Below are 17,882 nucleotides of genomic sequence, written 5' to 3'. Positions count from 1 at the left end.
ACCGTCACACTCCCAGGTGCGCCCCTCGCACGCACGAGGCAACTGGAGATGTCGTGCCCCTACCTCTCCTCCGCGGCGAAGTCCACGACCGAGATCGAGAGGAAGCGCATGTCATCTGCAATCACCGTCGGCTCACCAGGGGCCGGCGATCCGCCCACACGACGACGAGGGGCACGGCTGGTCGCCACCCTGGTGATCCTGATCATCGCGATCGGCACCATGCTCGCCGGCGCCTCGCCCGCCCACGCGGGTAGTCACGGAGTCGGCTACGACATCGGAGAAGGGTGGCTGGGCTCGTACAGCACCGACTCGGATGGGCGTCAGGCGTACTGCATCGACCTGGGCATGAACGCGCCGTTCTCGCCGACCTCGGAGCCGCAGACGATCACGTCGCTGGATTCGCTGAGCCGTCAGCAGATCGCCGAGCTGAACTACGTCCTCGCGCGCTGGGGCCAGTCGGGCGACCCGACCGTGACGGCCGCGGTCGCGCTGTACGTGTGGTCGGTGGGAGATCCCGGCGTCTACAACTCGCACGGCATGTCGGGCGACGACTACTACGTCGCGCGCGCACCCGCGGGCGTGCGCGGGACGATCCTGTCGAACCTCGCCACGATGCGCGCCGAGGCGCCCGTCAATGCCGTCGTCGATCCGTCGCTGTCGCTCGCGATCGACATGGCCGATCAGTACGCCGGCACGCTCACGGTCGCCGCGAACCCGTCGCACCTGCAGGGCACGGTGAACCTGACCGGTGCCGTGTTCGGCAACGGGTCGAGCAGCCGCACCGTCGGCGCCGGGCAGTTCGGGATCACGGGCACTCCGGCGGATGGCGCACCGTCCTATCAGATCGGTGCGTCGATGAGCGTCTCCGGGGACGGGTACGGGGCGAAGCTGTCGCTCTACACCTCCGCCGGCGACGAGCAGCGGATCATCGCCTCGGTCGCGGGCTCGCCGGCATCGCTGTCGGCGTCGGCGCAAACGCCGGTCATCGACCTCGACTTCCAGCCCGTGATCGCCACGCAGGTCTCCTCCCGCTACGTGACGGAGGGCGACGCGTTCGTCGACCAGCTCGAGGTGACCCTGACGAAGGGCACCTGGACGCGGCTGGGCGGCTCCCGCATCCCGATCGCCGCCGAGGGCACGCTCTACGGTCCCTTCGACCAGCAGCCGAGGGAGGCGGACTCCCCACCGCTGGGGGCACCGGTCGCCGGGGTCGAGCAGGTCACGCTGACAGGCGCGGGCTCATACACGTCGCCGGGGATGATCGAGGCGCCCAGCTCCGGGTTCTACACCTGGGTCTGGAAGATCACGAAGGAGGATCAAGGCGAGTACGCGCAATACCTGACCGGCTCGTTCACCGATCGCTTCGGGAGGGTCGCCGAGTCGTCGGTCACGCCGTTCCAGCCGCAGGCCGTCTCCACGGCCGACCAGCACCTCGCGGTCGCCGGCGACCCGCTGACCGACACGATCGTCGTCTCCAGCGGCAACGGCCCCTGGCTGCGCGTCGACGGCGAGCCCATCCCCGTCGTGTTCGAGGGCACCCTCTATCGGGTGCCCGGCGTGCGCCCGCCCACCGAGTCCGCCACGATCAACCCCGACGCGGTGCCGATCGGCACGGTGACAATTACCGCGACCGGCCCCGGCCGATACATCGCCCCGATGGTCGTCGCTCCCGCAGGCGGATTCGTGACCTGGGTGTGGGAGATGAAGAAGGCCTCCCAGCCGGACTGGGTACGCCCCTACCTGGCCGACGACTGGGCCGACCGCTACGGCATCCCGGTCGAGTCGACCTCGGTGCGGTGGCCCCTACACACCTCGTCGCTGCTGCGCGAGTACAACGTGCACCCGGGCGGCAGAGCCTTCGACGTGGTGACCGTGACCGGCTTCCCCGCCGATCACGGCGACTTCCACGGCGACGGCTACTGGCAGGCCGACACCGACGAGGTGACGCACGTCGTCTACGGCCCGTTCGCCACCGACACGGTCCTCACCGACGACCTCGACCTGTCGACCGCACCGGTGCTCACCCGGCTGACGACTCCCGCGCGCAACGGCGTCTACCAGCTCGGCTACACGGACAGCGACCGCATCACGCCCACGGAGCCTGGCTACTACGTCGTGGTGAGCAGCTTCGCCGGGGACGACCGAGTGCGGCCGTACACCTCGAGCCCCGCCGACGTGCTGGAGCGCTTCTACGTGCCACCGCCCACACCGCCGGTGATCCCGGTGACCGTCATCACCCAAGCGACCCCGGAGGCGCAGGTCGGCGAGCCGTTCGAGGACCTCGCGCTCGTGCAGGGCGACGTCCCCGCCGGATCGACCCTCGTGTTCCGCGCCTACGGGCCGCAGCCCCCGGACGAGGCGCCGGTGTGCGAGGAGCCGTTCTACGTCTCCGAGCCGATCGCCGTCACCCAGGCCGGGGTCTACCGCTCCGGAACGACCACCACCACCGACACCGGGGCGGTCTACTGGATCGAGACGCTGTACGACTCCGACGAGGAAGTGCTGGCCGAGGGCGTGTGCGGCGCGCCAGGCGAGACGACCGTCGTCACCGCTCAGCCGCAACCGCTGGCCGTGACGACGAAAGCGACACCGGAGGTCGAGCTCGGCAAGCCCGCCACCGACACCGCGACCGTGACCGGCACGGTCCCGGAAGGTGCCGCGCTGACCTTCGAGACGTACCTGCAGGGCGGCGACGAGCCGACCTGCACCGCCGACGAGCTCGTGCAGACGACCGAGCCGATCCCGCTCGACGGAGCCGGCGAGTACATCTCCGAGTCCGTCGTGTTCGAGACGATCGGAACCTACTACTGGGTCGAGACGGTTTACGACATCGAGGGGGCGGAGCTCACCCGTGGGGTCTGCGGAGCACCTGGCGAGACCACGCTCGTCTCGGAGAAGCCGTCTCCGACGCCGACGCCGCCCGCTCCGCTGCCCGGGGAGCTGGCGTACACCGGGGGTGGCGACTGGCCGCTGCCCTTCGGGATCGGCGCCGGGATTCTGCTGCTCGCAGGATTCGGTGTCCTGGCGTTCGGTCGCCGGCTGGCGATCTACCGGGAGCGGAACGGCTATGTGCGAGAGGAGGATCTGGAGAACGGCGCGCTCGACGACCTCGGCAGCCTCGATCATGACGATGAAGGCTGATCCACTCCCCTAGCAGCACACGAGTGGTCCGCCTCTCCGTTTGAGGAGCGGACCACTCTGTGCAAGCTCGAGCGCCCTTCCCAGTCCCGTATTCGGGCTCGACACCCATCCGCGTGGCCCGCTCGTGCTGCCGGCCGAGTCCTGGCCCGACTGGCTCGACCCGGCAACAACGGCCAAGCTGCGCGCGGCACTCTCCTCGTAAGCGCGTGCCCGGCGCGTGCTGTGCGGGCGTGGCATTGCTGCGCTAGCCGTACTCGCTCGAGGTGTCCACCAGCAAGTGCAGCATGAGACCACCCTATGAACGACTGGAGCGCTGCTATCGCTCCTCGCGCATATCAATCGGGACAAGTGCTCCGTCGTGGCAAAGGTGTCCCGCCAGAGCGCATCTGGAACAGGTGCCCCTAGGGTCAGCCGTCGAACCCCAAGGTTCAGTTCAGGTCGAACACGTCGACGGGGATTGCCGGCATGAAGGAACGCATCTTCATGAGCTCGATAGCGTGCCTGTCGAGAGCGACGTCCTCGTCGTTGTTGAGCGGGAGCGGCCGCAGCTTTGCTGCCCTTCCGTCGTCTCCTGGGGCGACGTAGATGGAGATGCAGCGTGTTGTCAGTTCGCGATCGTTGGGCCTGTCGATCGGGGCGGATCGAACCTGAGTTGCGATGTGCATGCTGCGCGCGCCTACGTGAATGAGGCGAGACTCGACTTCGACGATGCGTCCGATGGGGATGGGACGGAAGAACTGAATGCCCCCTGAATAGACGGCCACCGCGTCGGCGCTGCTCCATGAGGCGGCACACGCGAACGCTGCTTCGTCAATCCATCGCATGACGGTGCCGCCGTGAGAGTTTCCGCGCCAGTTGGCGTCGCCTTGAGCTGCGATAAAACGCAAGTGCGAGCGCGGAGTGCTGCCGGCCGCGGTGTACTCCTGCGCGTCGGTGGCCGCCCTGATAGCGTCACGGGGTCGTATGCGTTCTTCGGCGTGGCTCCTCAGCAGCGAGTCGTAGATGGACCTCGGTGTCCATGGTCGCACCTCGACGGGAGCGCCGCCCTCATCGAGCGCGACGAAGACCAGGATGCAATGCGCTGCGGTGGTGAACAGCTGCACAGCGACATCCGCGGTCGCCACAGAGACCAGAACATGGATGCTCGTTCGGCCGGTGTAGATCACTCGTGCTCTGGTCTCTACGAGGTCGCCGGGCCGCACCGGGCGTGTGAAGTGGACGTTGCCGACGTACGCGGTGACGCAATAGGTGCCGCTCCACCCCACCGCGCAGGCATACCCTGCCCGGTCGATCCATTCGAGCATGCGTCCAGCTGCAATGAACCAGCCAGATGACGCGGCGTCGCTGCGAGCTGCGAGGTGGCGGAAGGTGATCCGGTCAGCGTCAACGTCGACGGGCAGGGACGACATCTCGGTTCAACGCCGCCCGGCGAACGTTGGCGGACGCTTCTCCTGGAAGGCAGCGAAGCCCTCCGCGTAGTCGTCCGTCGCGCACAGGGCTCCTTGCGCAGCGTTCTCCGCATCTATGGAGTCCCACAGACCGACGCGGTTGTCGCGCAGCTCGGCGACGAGTGCTTTGCTCGCCAGAAGCGCGGTCGTCGCACCCGTCGATACCTTCCGAACCCGCTCCCGTGTGAACTCCAACAGCTCGTCATCGGGGACGACACGGCTGAACAGGCCCCCGGCAACCGCCTCGCCACCCGTCATCAGCTCCGCCGTATAGATGAGATCGAGAGTTCGGTGAGCTCCGAGCCGTTCGACGAACAAAGCGTGGCCGCCGGAGTCGAGCGTGGCACCCAGGTTGGCGAACGGCGATCCAAACCGTGCGCGTTCACCGACATAGACGACGTCGGTGGCGATCAGGATTCCCAGGCCGATCCCGAGTGTCGCCCCTTGAGCGGCGGCGAATGTGGGGGCGGGGAAGGCGGCGAGTTGGCGAAGCACTGGCGTCACCACGTCGGAGAGGAAGGCGTGGGCGTCGTCGGTCGCCGGACTGATATCGGAGATATCCCGGCCGGCGCAGAACGCCCGCCCTTCACCTCGGAGCAGCAGCGCGCGGACTCCGGCCTGCTCCGCAGTCGTGAGCGCATTCGCGAGCTCCGCGAGGTGCTCTGGATCGAGCGCGTTCAGTTTCTCCGGCCGGTTGAGGACGATCTCAGCGATCCCGGCATCGACGGTGACGTCTACGGGCATGGTGCTCCTTGGGTGTCAGGCGTCGTAGTCGACAACGACCTTGTCGCTGGTCGGGATGGATTGGCAGGTCAGGACGTACCCGCGTTCCAGCTCATCGGGTTCCAGCGCATAGTTCTCGACCATCTCCACCGTGCCTTCGGTCACCACGGCGCGACAGGTTCCGCACACGCCACCTGCGCAGGCGAACGGCACATCGCCACGCACCCGAAGCGCGGCGTTCAGGACGCTCTCGTTGCTGTGCACCGCCGTCGTCACGGTGGACGTCGTTCCATCCAGACGGAAGGAGATCGTATGAACGGCTTGATCGTCCGCGGCATCCACGGGGCGTCCGCTCTGACCCGCGGGGCGCTCGGGCCGCCCTGTCGTGAACAGCTCGTAGCGGATGGCTGACACGTCGACGCCGAGCTCGTCGAGGATGTCACGGCAGAGCTGCACGAGATCGAATGGTCCGCAGATGAACCACTCGTCGATGTCACTTGGGCGGATCAGCGAATGGAGGAGGTTGCGGAAGCGAGCGGCATCGAGCCTGCCCGACAGCAGCTCCGAGCTCCGCCGCTCCCGCGTCAAGACGTGGTGCAGCGCCAGTCGCGAGGTGTAGCGATCCTTGAGGTCGGCGAGTTCGTCGACGAACATGGTGTCCATCGCCGTGCGGTTGGAGTAGACGAGGGAGAACCGGCTGTCCGGGGAGGAGGCCAGCGTGCTCTCGATCAGCGCCATCATCGGCGTGATGCCCGAGCCGGCCGCGATTCCGACGAAGTGGGATGTGCCGACAGGGATCTGCGAGGTGAACTTCCCCTCGGGGCTCATGACGTCAAGCTGCATCCCCGGTTTGAGGTTCTCGATTGCCCAGGTGGAGAAGAGACCGCCGAGGTCGCGTTTGATGGCGACCTTGAGCTCGCCGCGGGCCGGCGCCTGGCAGATGGAGTAGCTGCGTCGCACATCCTGGCCGTCCAGGGCGGTGCGGATCGCGATGTACTGGCCGGGCGCGTAGTCGTAGCTGTCAGCGAACTCCTCCGGGACGACGAAGGCGACCTCGATCGAGTCGTCGGTCAGCTGGCGGATGCCGTCGATGCGGAGGGTGTGGAACGAGGCACGGCGCCGGGTGGTCCGCACCGGGCCGAACCCGTCAGCTTCGTCGATGTCGGTCGTGACGGTCATCGTCAGTGCTCCTTGAAGTAGTCGAACGGTTCTTGGCAGCGCTGACACACGTAGAGGGCTTTGCACGACGTCGACCCGAACCGTGACATCTGCCGGGTGTGCAGCGAGCCGCACCGCGGGCAGCGGATGCCGAGGCCCAGGCCGACCACCCCATCGGTCCGTCGTGGAGCGGGGGCAGCGATGCCGTACTCCTCGAGCTTGTGCCGACCGGCATCGCTGAGCCAGTCGGTCGTCCATGCGGGCGACAGCACCACGTCGACGGTCACGTCGGGATGCCCGTGGGCGGTCAGGGTCGAGACGATGTCGTCGCGCATCGCGTCGATCGCGGGGCACCCTGAGTATGTCGGGGTGATCTGGACTCGCACCGAGGAGCCGTCCGTCGAAACGGATCTGAGCACCCCGAGGTCTTCGATGGTGAGCACCGGCACCTCGGGATCGACAACGGTCGCCGCGAGGTCCCACAGTTCCGCCTCGAGGCCGGCCGCCGGCCGAGGTCGGGCGGTTTGCGCGGTCGCGGCGGTCACCACTTCGCTCCTGGGTGCGCACGGGCCAGAACCTGCATCTCGGCGAGAAGTGGTCCGAATGCCTCAGAGTGGACGCCCTCTCGACCGCCTCCTCGGGCGAAGGCGCTCGGGGGAACCTCCAGCCCGGCGTCTTCGAGCAGCTTGGGAACGAGTGCGTCGAACTCGTTCCGGAGTGCCTCGGAGTCCGCGGCGATGCCGGCGAGTTCGTCTGCGTTCGGCTCGGGCCGGAACAGCTCGTCCACGAACGGCCAGATAGCGGTCAGGCCGGCCTGCATCCGACGGTTGGACTCGTCGGTGCCCTGGCCCAGTCGCATCAGCCACTGCGTGGAGTGGTCGAGGTGGTAGTCGACTTCTTTGATCGCCTTGGCAGCGATCGCCGCGAGGGTGTTATCGGACGAGGCAGTGAGCTGACGGTAGAGGCCGTTGAAGTACACGGAGGCGATCAGCTGGCGGGCGATGGTGTGGCCGAAGTCGCCGATGGGCTGCTCGAACAGCTGGCGGCAGCGGAACTCAGGCTCGTCGCGGAAGTATGCGAGGTCGTCCTCGCTCTTGCCCCATGCCGATCCGGCGTAGCTGAGCAGACTCCGCGCATGGCCGAGGAGGTCTAGGCCGATGTTGCCCAGCGCGATGTCTTCTTCCAGTTCCGGCGCGTTCGAGATCCACTCTCCGAGACGGTGCGCGAGGATCAGGGCGTCGTCCCCGAGCCCCAGCGCGTACTGTGCGACGGCCTCCGGGGCGCGCAGACCCGCTGAGCCGACGCTGTCTGCGATCGACTCCGGGGTGACCACCTGCGCGGGTGCCTGCTTCCGGGACATGTTCATAGGTGAGGCACCTCCTCGCTGGCCGTGTAGTAGGTGGCGTGTCGATAGTCCTTGCCCTGAGGCGACTCGAAGAAGGCGCCCTTGGCGTCGGGATCTGATGCGGTGATCGCGGAGGCGCGCACCACCCAGACCGAGACGCCCTCATTGCGTCGCGTGTAGAGGTCGCGGGCATTGCGGACGGCCATAGTCTCGTCGGGTGCGTGAAGCGATCCGGCGTGAACGTGGGACAGCCCCCGCGAGGATCTGATGAAGACCTCCCACAGCGGCCACTGCTCCCGTGTGCCCGAATCGCCCGGGCTGGTCATGATGCCACCGGAAGCAGCTCAGCGGCCAGCGTTGCCTGCTTGTCTGCGTAGGCGCGAGCAGCTTCGCGCACCCAGGCGCCGTTTTCGTGCGCAGCACGACGCCTCGCGAGGCGCACCGTGTTGGCCTGTCCGTTGCCCTTGAGCACGTCATAGAACTCGGACCAGTCCAGCTCGCCGAAGTCGTAGTGTCCCCGCTCCTCGTTCCACTTGATGTCTGGGTCGGGCAGGGTGATGCCGAGAATCTCAGCCTGAGGTACGAGCATATCCACGAAGCGCTGGCGCAACTCGTCGTTGCTGAAACGCTTGATCTTCCAGTCCATGCTCTGCTTCGAGTTCGGTGAGTCATCATCGGGCGGACCGAACATCATCAGCGCTGGCGCGTACCAACGGTTCACGGACTCCTGCGCCATCTTCTTCTGCGCGTCGGTGCCGTTCATGAGGGCGAGGAGGATTTCGAAGCCCTGTCGTTGATGGAAGGACTCCTCTTTGCAGATCCGCACCATCGCGCGGCCGTACGGCCCATACGACGCGCGACAGAGGGGAACCTGGTTGCAGATCGCCGCGCCGTCGACGAGCCAGCCGATGGAGCCCATATCGGCCCAGGTGGGGGTGAGGTAGTTGAAGATCGAGGAGTACTTCGCCTTGCCGGAGAGGAGCTGCTCGAACATCTCCTCACGGTCGGTGCCCAGGGTCTGCGCGGCAGAGTAGAGGTACAGGCCGTGACCCGCTTCGTCCTGCACCTTGGCCATGAGGATCGCCTTGCGCTTCAGGCTCGGTGCACGCGTGATCCAGTTGCCTTCGGGCTGCATCCCGATGATCTCCGAATGCGCGTGCTGAGAGATCTGCCGTACTAGCGTCTTGCGGTAGGCGTCGGGCATCCAGTCGGTGGGCTCGATGCGGGAATCGGTGGCGATCAACTCATCGAAACGCACCCGCCCGGCCTCGCCGTGGGTGTCATCGAGAGTGTCGCGGGTGACGGTCGTCGCCATCAGAGCCTCCTTGGTCGGTGCGAATCGGCAGCCAACTTACCGATCGTTCAGTTAGGGTAGCATGGGTGTCGGGGGCGATCAAGACCATCCCCTCGGTTAGAGTCATGTTCTGATGAGCCAGTCCACGAGCACGCGCACTACGGCTCCCCGCGGAGGGAACGGCCGTGGCAACCGTGCTGCGTACGACTTGGCGGCGGTGCTCGACATCTCGGTGGCCGCGTTCAACGATCGCGGGTACGACGCCACGTCTATGGGGGTTCTGGCGGAGCGTCTGGGGACGACGAAGTCGGCCATCTACTATCACGTCGCGGGCAAAGAGGACCTGCTCCGTCTCGCGCTGGACAAGGCTCTTGACGGCCTCGAATCCGTGCTGGAGGAGCCAGGCGCGCGCAATGGCTCTCCCGCAGACCGGCTGCGCTTCGTTCTGCGCGGTGCGGTGCTCGTCCTCGTGCGGGAACTGCCGTACGTGACGCTGCTGCTGCGGCTGCGTGGCAACACCGAACTGGAGCGGTCGGCGCTGGAACGTCGACGCCGATTCGACCACGAGATCGCCACGTTGGTGGATCTGGCTCGCGCGGACGGTTCGGTACGCACTGACATCGACTCGCGCACAATCACGAGACTGCTGTTCGGGATGATCAACTCGATCGTCGAGTGGTACAAGCCGGACGGCTCGCTGACCCCGGATCAGCTCGCTGACGACGTGATCGCGATTGCGTTCGGCGGACTGCAGCAGCCCGCCGAACGCTGAACGGACGCTCATCAGTCCTTGCTGACGAGAGTCAGCACGTCGTAGGTGGCGACCGGCTGGTCGGCCTGGTTCCGAAGCACGGCGTCCCACCGTACTTCGCCGTAGTCCTCGTTCTCCCGGGGGGTGATCTGCTTGGCGGTGAGCGTGACGTGAACCGAATCTCCCGGCACGACTGGTGTGAGGAAGCGCAGGTTCTCCAGCCCGTAGTTCGCGAGCACGGGGCCGGGAGCGGGATCGACGAACAGGCCCGCCGCCCAGGACAGCAGCAGGTAGCCGTGGGCGACTCGGCCGGGGAAGAACGGGTTCGCGGCTGCCGCCTGCTCATCCGTGTGCGCGTAGAAGGTGTCGCCCGTGAAGTCGGCGAAGTGCCCGATGTCCTGCAGGGTGATCTCGCGGGCCTGAGACTCGACTGAGTCACCGACCCGCAGCCGGCTGAGGGGCTTGCGGAACGGGTGCTCACCTGAAGGGTCGCTCGGCGCACCGGCTCGCCACTGCCCGGTCAGCGCGGTGAGCACCTTGGGCGTGCCCTGGATTGCCGTTCGCTGCATGTAGTGCAGGACCGATCGGATTCCCCCGAGTTCCTCACCGCCGCCGGCACGTCCCGGTCCGCCGTGGACAAGATGGGGCACGGGCGATCCGTGTCCGGTGCTCGTCTTGACGTCATCCCGATCGAGCACCAGGACCCGCCCGTGGAACGGCGCGATCCCCTCGAACAGCTCTGCCACGATGCCCGGGTCGGCACTGGCGATGGTGGCCACGAGGGAGCCGCCGCCGCGTCGGGCGAGGCGGACCGCGTCGGCCGTGTCCTTGTACCCGATGACGGACGCCACGGGTCCGAACGCTTCGACTTGATGCACGACGTCGGCGTCGGCGTCTTCGAATCGAAGGAGCACGGGGGCGAGGAATGCGCCCTCCGGAGCGAGGTCGACGATCCCGTCCGCGGTCGGCACCGCCGGAGGCTCGAGGCTGCCGATCGCGAGTGTGGCACCGCCGGCGAGGAGGGTTTCGATGCTGCGGCGCACCTCGTCCCGCTGTTCGATGCTGGCGAGCGGTCCCATCGTGACTCCCTCAACGCGGGGGTCGCCGACGACGACGCGCTGAGCGAGCCGTTCGCCGATGGCCGCGACGACCGCATCGACGCGCGGACGGGGGACGATGACGCGGCGGATGGCCGTGCACTTCTGACCGGCCTTGGCCGTCATCTCCGTCGCGACAGACGCGATGAACGCGTCGAACTCGGGCGTTCCGGGCTCCGCGTCGAGGCCGAGGATGGCGGAGTTCAGGGAATCTGTCTCTGCGGTGAGGACGACTCCCCGGTCGATGACGCCGCCGTCCTCGCGAAGTGCTTTGGCCGTCGATGCCGACCCGGTGAAGCCGACTCGGTCGCGCAGGTCGAGGTGATCCAGGAACCCGCGGACTGACCCGCTGATGAGCTGAAGGGACCCGTCCGGGAGCAGTCCGGATTCGACCATCAGCCGCACGCAGGCTTGCGTGAGGTACGCGGTCGGTGTCGCCGGCTTCACGATGCTGGGCACCCCGGCGAGGAAGGCCGGCGCGAACTTCTCCAGCATCCCCCACACCGGGAAGTTGAACGCGTTCACTTGGAACGCGACCCCGGAGACCCGGCTGTAGAGGTGCTGGCCGCCGAAGGACCCATCGCGGGAGAGCCCTTCGGCGGCGCCGTCGACCAGGGTGGTGGAGTTCGGGAGCTCTCGTCTGCCCTTCGAGGCGTACGTGAACAGCACGCCGATGCCCCCGTCGATGTCGACCATCGAGTCGCGTGCGGTGGCGCCGGTGTTGCTGCTCAGCTCGTACAGTTCGGTCTTCGACTCGTTCAGATGTGCTCCGAGCGCTTTCAGGATGAGCGCCCGCTGATGGAAGGTGAATGAACCCAACGAGGCCTGCCCGACGCCGCGTGCGTACTTGACGGCCGCGGCGACGTCCAGTCCCTCGGCCCCGACCAGCGCGACCGGGGTGCCGGTCGCCGCATCGCGGACCTCGGTTCCGGTTGTCGGCTGCCACCATCGGCCCTCGACGAAACTGGGCACGAGCGGCGGGCGGCCGCCCGTGGTGGATGCGGTCGTGTGGTCGTCGGTCATCGTCATGATGGGTCCTTCCGCGGGTCGATGATGAGGTTCGTGATGCGCACGGTGCATAAGCGCGCTCCGCTCGAGTCGGTGATGACCACTTCGTGGGACGTGACCGTGCGGCCCAGCGAGATCGCGGTGGCAGTCCCCGTGACCATTCCCGTCCGCGCGCTCCGGTGGTGTGTGGCGCTGATGTCGAGTCCGACGCAGACCTTTCCGAGCGTGCTCGCATGGATCATCGCCGCCCAGGAACCGAGGGCTTCTCCGAGCGCGACCGAAGCTCCGCCATGGAGCAGCCCGAGCGACTGCGTGTTGCCTTCGACAGGCATCGTGCCGACGACTCGTTCAGCGGACTGCTCCAGCACAGTGATGCCCAGCTTGTCGTCGAGGGCACCCGGTGTGATGACCCAGGGGACGGTCAGTCGGCCCATGAGAAGAAGCCCTGTCCGCTCTTGCGCCCCAGGTGACCGGCCTCGACCTTGGCGCGCAGCAGCTGCGGAGGGTCGAAACGCTCGCCGAGCGTGCTGCTGAGGTACTCCGCGATGCCCAGGCGCACGTCGAGTCCGACCATGTCCGTCAGGCGCAGCGGACCCACCGGATACTTATACCCGAGCACCATCGCGGAGTCGATGTCCTCGGCCGACGCGACACCGTCTTCGAGCATCCGGATCGCCTCCAGTGCGATGACCACTCCCAGTCGCGAACTGGCGAATCCCGGCGAGTCGAGCACCGTGATCGGGGTCTTCCCGATGGCGTCGACCCAGCCCTGCGCCAGCCGCACCAGCTCGCCCTCCGTCCGTGGTCCCCTCACGATCTCGACGAGCGTGGACGCTGGCACCGGGTTGAAGAAGTGAAGCCCGACGAGCCGCTCCGGATGCGTGAGCCCTTCGGAGATGGAGCTGATGGACAGGGACGATGTGTTCGTGGCCAGCCAGGAGTCCGCGGACAGGACGTCTTCGACTCGGCGCAGCATCGACCGCTTCAGCTCCAGGTTCTCCGGCACTGCCTCGACCACGAGTCCGCACGCGGCGAGTTCTGAAGGCTCGGTGGCTACCGCGGAGTCACCGGCGAGGTCGGCGGCGGAGCGATCGGTGACCCCGCGATCCACGCTCACGCCGACCGCCCTTCGCAGTTCGGCAGCCGCGTGCTCCGCCGTGCCGTTGTCGCGCTCGAGGATCGTCACCTCGGCGCCGGCAAGCAGGAACGCATGCGCGATTCCCACGCCCATGCGGCCACCGCCGATGACGCCGATCGCGTCGGGGATCACGGTCATCTTTTCTTCTCCAGGAACTCGGTCATGCGGCGGTGCTTCTCCGGGGATTCGAACAGCACTGCCTGGGCTGTCTCGTCGGCGTGCGGATGCGCGGTCCGAGGGGCGCGCACGAGGGCCTTGGTGAAGCGGATCGCCAATGGATCCTGTTTCGCGATCCGGTCCGCGAGAGCATGAGCAGCCGGGAGAAGCTGATCTGAGGGGTGGACCTCTGTCACAAGACGCGCGCTGAGCGCCTCGTCGGCCGTGAGGACACGACCGGCGAGGAGGATCTCCATCGCCAGTGCTTCTCCGACGAGTTCGACGAGCCGCCAGGTCGCCCCGGCGGCGGCCACGATGCCCAGGCCCGTCTCGGGATTGCCGATACGGGCGGTCGTACCGGCAATCCGGAAGTCGGCTGCGTATGCGAGCTCTGCGCCGCCGCCGAGCGCCCAGCCGTCGACGGCCGCGATCACCGGCATCGGCAGCGCGGCGATGCGGGTGAACAGTCGCGAGTTGATGCCCGCCAGCGCATCATTCCGACGCCGGTCCCGTAGCTGCGCGATGTCCGCCCCTGACGCGAACACACTCCCTGCCCCGGAGAGGATCAGGATCCGCGGGTCTGCTTCGAGCTCCGCACAGACCGCGTGCAATTCGTCCACCATGGTCTGGTTGATTGCGTTCTTCACGGTGGGACGGTTGAGCGTGACGTGAACCCGGTCGCTCCCCCGCTCTATCAAGAGCGCTCGGGGATCGCTCATCTCACGCGCTCCACAGCCAGCGCGGCGCCCTGCCCGACGCCGACGCACATCGTGGCGATGCCGCGGTCGGCGGCTTCGCGTTCCATACGGCCGACCAGTGTCACCAGGATCCGTGTGCCAGACGCACCCAGCGGATGCCCCAACGCAATCGCGCCGCCGTCAGCGTTGACGATGCTCTCGTCCAGTCCGAGCCGACGGATGCACGCGATCGCCTGAGTCGCGAATGCCTCGTTCAGTTCGATCGCACCGAAGTCGGACGTCGACAGGTTGAGGCGCTCAAGGAGTTTCTCGACCGCCGGAACCGGTCCGAGCCCCATCACCTCGGGCGCGACGCCCGCCGATGATCCGCCGAGGACGCGAACGCGAGGTTCCAGCCCAAGCTTCGTCACAGCCGCTTCGCTGGCGATCAGCACCGCCGCAGCCCCGTCGTTGAGCGGCGACGCGTTTCCCGCCGTCACCAGCGATCCGCCTCGAACCACCGGACGCAGGCCCCCGAGCACCTCGATCGAACTATCGGCCCGAGGGCCCTCATCCGTCGTGACAGCTCCGCGGGGCGTCGTGACCGTCACGATCTCGTCGGCGAAACGTCCTCCGGCGGCGGCGGCCAGCGCTCTCGTGTGCGAGCGGAGCGCGAACGCGTCAGCCTCGTCCCGGGTGACGCCCTCCTGAACACCGACCTCTTCAGCCGTCTCGGGCATGCTGAAGGTCCACTTCTCGTGCTCCGCGAGTCTCGGGTTCGTGAACCGCCATCCGATCGAGGTGTCGACGATCTCGCCGGGGCGGGCGAATGCCTTCTCGGGCTTGGCGAGAACCCAGGGTGCACGGCTCATGGACTCGACGCCGCCGGCGATGACGAGGTCCGCTTCGCCGGACTTCACCATCGCTGAGGCGATGTGGACGGCCGAGAGGCCCGACGCGCAGAGCCTGTTGACCGTGATCCCGGGGACCGAGACCGGCAGTCCGGCCAGCAGTGCGGCCATCCGGGCGACATTGCGGTTGTCTTCGCCGGCCTGGTTGGCGTCGCCGAAAACGATGTCGTCGATCGAGGAAGGCTCGACCCCGACTCGTGCGACCAGTTCCGAGATGACCAGGGCGGCGAGGTCATCCGGGCGGACTTGAGAGAGGGTTCCGCCGTAGCGGCCGATCGGGGTCCGCACCCCGCCTACGACGAATGCTTCTGGCATGGCTCCGTTACCTTGATTGTGTTTCGCACTTGACCTTCACTTACCGATCGTTCAGTATGGATAGAGTGACATAGCCGGGATAGGCCGTCAAGTCGCGGCCTAGACTGTGCGCACCACGACGAAGTGGCGGCGATGTGATCGCCGAGGAAGGCATCAGATGGTCAGCACCGTCGTCCCTTTGGGGGTTCCGGCACCTGGCGGCCGCGCTGTGCTCGATTGCTCGGTGCTTCACGTCAATGAGCGCTTCGAGGCGTGGACCGAGGCGGTGTCGCAGAGTTTCGTCCCGCTCGCGGCGGAGATGAAGTCCTCGAGGAGGCCTGCAGGCTTCCAGGGCAGGCTCGTGTCTCAGTCTCTCGGCCCGGCAGAGATCAACACTGTCGCCGGGTCTGCCGTTTCGGTGAGGCGATCGGCCCGCTCCATCATGAAGAACGACCCGGGCTTCATCAAGCTCGGTCTGCAGCTTCGCGGGTACAGCGTGATCTCGCAGGACGATCGGGACGCGGCGCTTGCGCCGGGGGATTTCGCGATCTACGACACGACTCGGCCGTACATGCTCGACTTCGATGAGTCGTTCGAGATGTTTGTGGTCATGTTCCCTGCCGAGCTTCTGCGATTCGACCGGGGCACGCTCGCGACACTCACGGCGTCCCGGTTCTCTGGCCGGCGAGGTCTCGGGGCAGTGACCTCGCGTTTCCTGGGAGAGATCAGCCGTCAGCTCGATGCGGAGCCGCTGTCGGGCGGGCTGCCGCTGTCGGATGCGGTGTTCGATCTGCTGTCGGCGACGTTCGCCGAGCGTCTCGGGCCGACGGTGCGCGGCGATGAGCAGGCCAGGCGTCGGGCTTTGACGATGCAGGTGGAGTCGTATATGGCCTCTCGCCTCGGTGACCCGAATCTCACTGTGGCCAGCGTTGCGGACGCGCATCATGTCTCCGTTCGGTACTTGCAGAAGCTGTTCGAGCAACAGCACGAGACGGTGAGCGGCTGGATTCGCCATCGTCGGCTGGAGCAGGCGCGCCGCGATCTGGGTAATCCGGCGTTGGCGGGCCGGTCGGTCGCCTCGATCGGAACGTCGTGGGGCTTCATGGACGCTGCGGGCTTCGCTCGCGCCTTCCGGGGAGAGTTCGGTTTCACCCCGAGCGAGTTCCGTGCTGCGTCGCTGCAGCTGCTGGAGCGGCCCTGAATTCAGGTGCCGCCCCAGCAGACGGGTTGGTGCGCGGTCAGATGACGACCGTGACGACCTTCTCTTCGGTGTTGGCGAGGATGCCGGCCCAACCGAGCTCGCGCCCGATGCCCGAGGTCTTCATGCCGCCCCATGGCAGCGCCGGGTCGATGGCGGCCCAGGTGTTGACCCACACGGCGCCCGCACGGACCTTGCCCGCGACGCGATGCGCCCGACCGAGGTCGTTGGTCCAGATGCTCGCTGCCAGACCGTAGACCGTCGCGTTGGCGATCTCGATCGCCTCCTCCTCGGTGTCGAAGGGGATGACCACGCCGACCGGTCCGAAGATCTCTTCCTGGGAGATCGTCATGCTGTTGTCGACGTCGGCGAAGATCGTCGGGCGGACGAAGAACCCCTCGTCCTTGCCAGCGTCGCCACCGGCGACGAGGCGGGCTCCCTCGGCCTTGCCCTTCTCGATGTAGCCCAGCACGCGCTCCTGCTGCTTCTTGCTGACGAGAGCGCCGAGCGTGGTGCTCTCGTCGAAGGGGTCGCCGAGCACCTGGGCGGACGCGGCGCCGGCCAGTCCCTGCACGACCTGGTCGTAGATGGAGCGGTGAACGAGCACGCGGGTGCCGGCTGCGCACACCTCGCCCTGGTTGAAGAACAGCCCCATCGCGGTGCCGCCGACGGCGGCCTCGATGTTCGCGTCGGCGAAGATGATCTGCGGGGTCTTACCCCCGAGCTCCAACGTCACCCGCTTGAACGTCTGGGCCGCGGCGATCTGGATGGCTCGTCCGGTCTCCGGGGAGCCTGTGAAGCTGATCTTGTCGACGTCCGGGTGCTCGACAAGCGCCGCGCCTGCGACCGAGCCACGGCCGGGGATCACGTTCACGACTCCCGCCGGCACGCCCGCCTCCTGGATCAGCGTCGCCAGGTGCAGGATGGACAGCGGGGCGTCCTCTGCCGGCTTGACGACGAGGGTGTTGCCTGCTGCCAGCGCAGGCGCGATCTTCCATGCCGCGATCATCAGTGGGGTGTTCCATGGGACGATCGCGCCGATGACTCCGACGGGTTCCCGCACCGTGTAGGAGAGGGTGGGCTGCCCCATGGCGCCTGCGGTGGGGATCGTTTCGCCCTTGATCTTGTCGGCCCAGCCGGCGAAGTGACGGAACGTCGCCGCCGCGTTGGGGATGTCGAGGATCTGCGGCTGGATCGCGGGCTTGCCAATGTCGAGCGACTCCAGCCGCGCGAGCTCAAGCCCGTCCCGTTCGATGAGCTCGGCGATCTTGTTGAGCAGCTTGCCGCGGACGACACCTGGCGTCGCGCCCCACTCGCCAACGAGCGCGGCGCGTGCGGCCTTGACCGCCTCATCGACGTCGGCGGCGGAGCCGTCGCTGATTTCGGCGAGGGGCTTGCCTGTGGCGGGGTTCAGATCGGTGAAGGTGGAAGCGGCGGCGCGCCACTGTCCGTTGATGAAGAGTCCGGTGGTGAAGACCGGCTCCTCGGCTCGGCTCTCGTCGGTGGGGGCGTTGGCGGTGTCGATGGACATGTGAGTCTTCTC

The 17,882-nt window shown here is 67.2% G+C and carries 16 protein-coding genes; 3 read left to right on the top strand and 13 right to left on the bottom strand.

Translation table 11 applies throughout. The features are described 5' to 3' along the window. Positions 1–108 precede the first annotated feature (108 nt). The gene (locus tag FM104_RS11555) at positions 109–3,141 is read left to right on the top strand and encodes a hypothetical protein (RefSeq protein ID WP_143738360.1); all 3,033 of its coding nucleotides are present in this window, start codon (positions 109–111) and stop codon (positions 3,139–3,141) included. A 428-nt stretch (positions 3,142–3,569) separates the two neighbouring features. Here FM104_RS11555 and FM104_RS11550 read toward each other — a convergent pair whose 3' ends face one another. Genes FM104_RS11550 through paaA form a run of 7 tightly spaced genes read right to left on the bottom strand, consistent with a single transcriptional unit; the run spans position 3,570 to position 9,130 of the window. Beyond that, positions 3,570–4,550 carry an acyl-CoA thioesterase gene (locus FM104_RS11550; protein WP_087132391.1) on the bottom strand — a complete coding sequence of 327 codons (981 nt, stop codon included), beginning with the start codon at positions 4,548–4,550 and terminating at the stop codon, positions 3,570–3,572. A gap of 6 nt (positions 4,551–4,556) precedes the next feature. Continuing rightward, the gene (locus tag FM104_RS11545) at positions 4,557–5,333 is read right to left on the bottom strand and encodes an enoyl-CoA hydratase/isomerase family protein (protein WP_087132390.1); all 777 of its coding nucleotides are present in this window, start codon (positions 5,331–5,333) and stop codon (positions 4,557–4,559) included. Positions 5,334–5,348: 15 nt separating this feature from the next. Next, positions 5,349–6,491, bottom strand: a complete 1,143-nt coding sequence (gene paaE, locus FM104_RS11540) for a 1,2-phenylacetyl-CoA epoxidase subunit PaaE (protein ID WP_087132389.1) — start codon at positions 6,489–6,491, stop codon at positions 5,349–5,351. Between the two features lie 2 nt (positions 6,492–6,493). After that, a complete protein-coding gene (paaD, locus tag FM104_RS11535) occupies positions 6,494–7,015 on the bottom strand; it encodes a 1,2-phenylacetyl-CoA epoxidase subunit PaaD (protein ID WP_087132423.1) in 522 nt (173 codons plus the stop codon). Beyond that, entirely contained in the window at positions 7,012–7,836 is an 825-nt protein-coding gene (paaC, locus tag FM104_RS11530; RefSeq protein ID WP_087132388.1) for a 1,2-phenylacetyl-CoA epoxidase subunit PaaC, read from the bottom strand. Before paaC ends, paaD begins: the two co-directional genes overlap by 4 nt. Then, positions 7,833–8,141: a 1,2-phenylacetyl-CoA epoxidase subunit PaaB gene (gene paaB, locus FM104_RS11525; protein WP_087132387.1), complete on the bottom strand. Its 309-nt coding sequence runs from the start codon at positions 8,139–8,141 to the stop codon at positions 7,833–7,835. Before paaB ends, paaC begins: the two co-directional genes overlap by 4 nt. Further along, a complete protein-coding gene (gene paaA, locus FM104_RS11520) occupies positions 8,138–9,130 on the bottom strand; it encodes a 1,2-phenylacetyl-CoA epoxidase subunit PaaA (protein ID WP_087132386.1) in 993 nt (330 codons plus the stop codon). Before paaA ends, paaB begins: the two co-directional genes overlap by 4 nt. A 112-nt stretch (positions 9,131–9,242) precedes the next feature. Between paaA and FM104_RS11515 the strand changes: the two genes are divergently transcribed. Continuing rightward, positions 9,243–9,881, top strand: coding sequence for a TetR/AcrR family transcriptional regulator (locus FM104_RS11515; RefSeq protein WP_087132385.1), 639 nt, complete (start codon positions 9,243–9,245; stop codon positions 9,879–9,881). An 11-nt stretch (positions 9,882–9,892) separates the two neighbouring features. On the opposite strand, the gene paaZ is transcribed toward FM104_RS11515, so the two are convergent. The 5 genes from paaZ to FM104_RS11490 are packed head-to-tail and all read right to left on the bottom strand — an operon-like array spanning position 9,893 to position 15,162. After that, a complete protein-coding gene (paaZ, locus tag FM104_RS11510; RefSeq protein ID WP_087132422.1) occupies positions 9,893–11,980 on the bottom strand; it encodes a phenylacetic acid degradation bifunctional protein PaaZ in 2,088 nt (695 codons plus the stop codon). A gap of 2 nt (positions 11,981–11,982) precedes the next feature. Further along, positions 11,983–12,399 (bottom strand): PaaI family thioesterase, encoded by a 417-nt coding sequence (locus tag FM104_RS11505; RefSeq protein ID WP_087132384.1) that lies wholly within the window; start codon positions 12,397–12,399, stop codon positions 11,983–11,985. Next, positions 12,387–13,241 carry a 3-hydroxyacyl-CoA dehydrogenase family protein gene (locus tag FM104_RS11500; RefSeq protein ID WP_087132383.1) on the bottom strand — a complete coding sequence of 285 codons (855 nt, stop codon included), beginning with the start codon at positions 13,239–13,241 and terminating at the stop codon, positions 12,387–12,389. The genes FM104_RS11505 and FM104_RS11500 overlap by 13 nt, the downstream gene beginning before the upstream one ends. Further along, positions 13,238–13,978 carry an enoyl-CoA hydratase/isomerase family protein gene (locus tag FM104_RS11495; RefSeq protein WP_087132382.1) on the bottom strand — a complete coding sequence of 247 codons (741 nt, stop codon included), beginning with the start codon at positions 13,976–13,978 and terminating at the stop codon, positions 13,238–13,240. Before FM104_RS11495 ends, FM104_RS11500 begins: the two co-directional genes overlap by 4 nt. Beyond that, a complete protein-coding gene (locus tag FM104_RS11490) occupies positions 13,975–15,162 on the bottom strand; it encodes an acetyl-CoA C-acyltransferase (protein WP_087132381.1) in 1,188 nt (395 codons plus the stop codon). The genes FM104_RS11495 and FM104_RS11490 overlap by 4 nt, the downstream gene beginning before the upstream one ends. 157 nt (positions 15,163–15,319) lie before the next feature. On the opposite strand from FM104_RS11490, the gene FM104_RS11485 reads away from it, so the two are divergent. Then, complete coding sequence (locus tag FM104_RS11485; protein ID WP_087132380.1) at positions 15,320–16,342, top strand: AraC-like ligand-binding domain-containing protein; 1,023 nt, start codon at positions 15,320–15,322, stop codon at positions 16,340–16,342. 37 nt (positions 16,343–16,379) lie between these two features. Here the strand turns inward: FM104_RS11485 and styD are convergent, their stop codons facing one another. Next, a complete protein-coding gene (gene styD, locus FM104_RS11480) occupies positions 16,380–17,870 on the bottom strand; it encodes a phenylacetaldehyde dehydrogenase StyD (RefSeq protein WP_087132379.1) in 1,491 nt (496 codons plus the stop codon). Positions 17,871–17,882 lie beyond the last annotated feature (12 nt).

The sequence above is a fragment of the Microbacterium esteraromaticum genome (assembly GCF_900163815.1).
Lineage (GTDB): Bacteria > Actinomycetota > Actinomycetes > Actinomycetales > Microbacteriaceae > Microbacterium > Microbacterium esteraromaticum_B.
Note: the sequence above shows the minus strand (reverse complement) of the source record. Positions and strands in the feature narration are given on the sequence as shown.